This window comes from Myxococcus sp. CA039A (genome assembly GCF_013336645.1).
Lineage (GTDB): Bacteria > Myxococcota > Myxococcia > Myxococcales > Myxococcaceae > Myxococcus > Myxococcus llanfairpwllgwyngyllgogerychwyrndrobwllllantysiliogogogochensis.
On record NZ_JABUMQ010000640.1, the window covers coordinates 1 to 1,735 of the forward strand.

The window sequence follows — 1,735 nt, forward strand, 5'->3', positions numbered from 1 at the left end:
GCTCGGTGGTGGTGGGGGGCCTGCTCGCGGTGGCGATGCTCGTCTACATGCGGGGCGTGAAGCAGGAGTTGCCGCTGTTCCTGGTGGGCCTGTCCTTCGCCGCGGCCGAGGGTGGCACGCGCCTGCACCTGTCGCCGCTGCTGGTGTCGCTGGCGGCCGGGGCGCTCATCGCCAACCTGGATGAGCGCGAGGGTGAGCGCATCCACCACGCGATTCAACGCGCGGGCCTGCCGGTGTTCGCGCTCTTCTTCGCGGCGGCTGGCGCGGGGCTGAAGCTGGATGCGTTGGTGACGGTGGGGCCGGCGGCGCTGCTGCTCGTCGTGCTGCGAGGCGCGGCCATCTGGTTCGCTTGTCGACGCTTCGCGCCCAAGGAGGACCCTCGGTTGAAGAGCCACCTGTGGATGGGGCTCATCTCCCAGGCGGGCGTGACGTTCGGGTTGGCGGCGCTGGTGTCGAGGACGTTTCCCTCGTTCGGCCCGCATGTGGAGGTGCTCATCGTGGCGATGATCACCGCGCACGAACTCGTGGGCCCGGTGCTCACGCGACGTGCACTGACGGCCAGTGGCGAAGTCAGGACGGACGAGGCGCCGGGAACCGCGTAGGCTCGACAGCCCCACGCAGGAGGCAGGAAGGACATCATGGCCGCACCCATCCTCGAGGTGGACATGGAGCACCCCTCACCGCGCCACATCCAGCGCGCCGTGGAGGTGCTCGAGCGCGGCGGGCTCATCGCCTATCCGACGGACACGTACTACGGCATGGGCTGTGACCTGGGCTCGAAGCGGGCCATCGAGCGGCTCTACCAGCTCAAGGGGCGCGACAAGAAGAAGCCCCTGTCCTTCCTGTGCCCGGACCTGTCGGACGTCGCTCGCTACGCCCACGTCAGCAATTTCGCGTATCGAACAATGAAGGGTCTCACCCCGGGTGCGTTTACCTTCGTCCTCGAAGCGACGCGATTGGTGCCCGATTTGATGATGACCAAGCAGAAGCAGGTCGGTATCCGGGTCCCGGATGCCCCCCTGGCTCGCGAACTGGCTCGGGCACTGGGGCGCCCTCTGGTGACGACGTCGGTGAGCAATACTCAGGGTGAGCCGCTCACGGACGCACGGGAGATCAAGGAGGAGTTCGGCCACGGGCTGGAGCTCATCCTTGACGGGGGTGTGACGTTGAACGAACCGTCGACAGTGGTTTCACTCATCGGCGATACGCTTGAAATCCTCCGGCAGGGCAAGGGTAGGCTGGAGGACTGAAACTCGAACAAGAAGAGGGGGGCCACCGTGGAATCAGGGGCCGCGGAGCCAGCGCGAACGGACATGCCACACCAAGTCCCTTCGCCTGTGAGGTTGCTATTGCTGCTGTTGTTTCGCCCGGTGGACCTGCACTACAGGCTCCGGGCGGCGGGAATCCTCGCGCCAGGGGGGCGCATCGGCCAGTTGTGGCGAGAGCAAGGTGAGGGTGGACGCGCCGCGGGGCTCTATGTCCGGCGGATGTTGCTCTTGTTGGTGGTGGGCTCGCCGCTGGTGACGGCGCTGGTGGGGCTGGGGCTGTACTGTGCCGGCATTCCACTTCGCGGCGGCTGGGCGGTGTCCGCGTTGTGTTGTTCGGCCGTGGGTCTGGCGCTCGCACAGGTATCGGGACTCGCGGCCGGGGTGCTGTTGGGTTCGCTGGCGAGTCTGTCCATGCTGGTGGGGTTGCACGCCACGGCGGCCGGGGCCTTCGGGCCGGTGCTCGGGGG

2 protein-coding genes and 1 pseudogene are annotated in these 1,735 nt (G+C 67.4%); all 3 read left to right on the forward strand.

Annotation, left to right across the window (positions count from 1 at the left end):
* Positions 1-602: cation:proton antiporter (locus HR086_RS46655; protein ID WP_174468891.1), on the forward strand; the 602-nt coding region annotated here is incomplete at its 5' end.
* 36 nt (positions 603-638) lie between these two features.
* Complete coding sequence (locus HR086_RS46660) at positions 639-1,250, forward strand: L-threonylcarbamoyladenylate synthase (protein ID WP_141649487.1); 612 nt, start codon at positions 639-641, stop codon at positions 1,248-1,250.
* A 63-nt stretch (positions 1,251-1,313) separates the two neighbouring features.
* Positions 1,314-1,735, forward strand: a pseudogene (locus HR086_RS46665) (hypothetical protein); the annotation flags it as partial.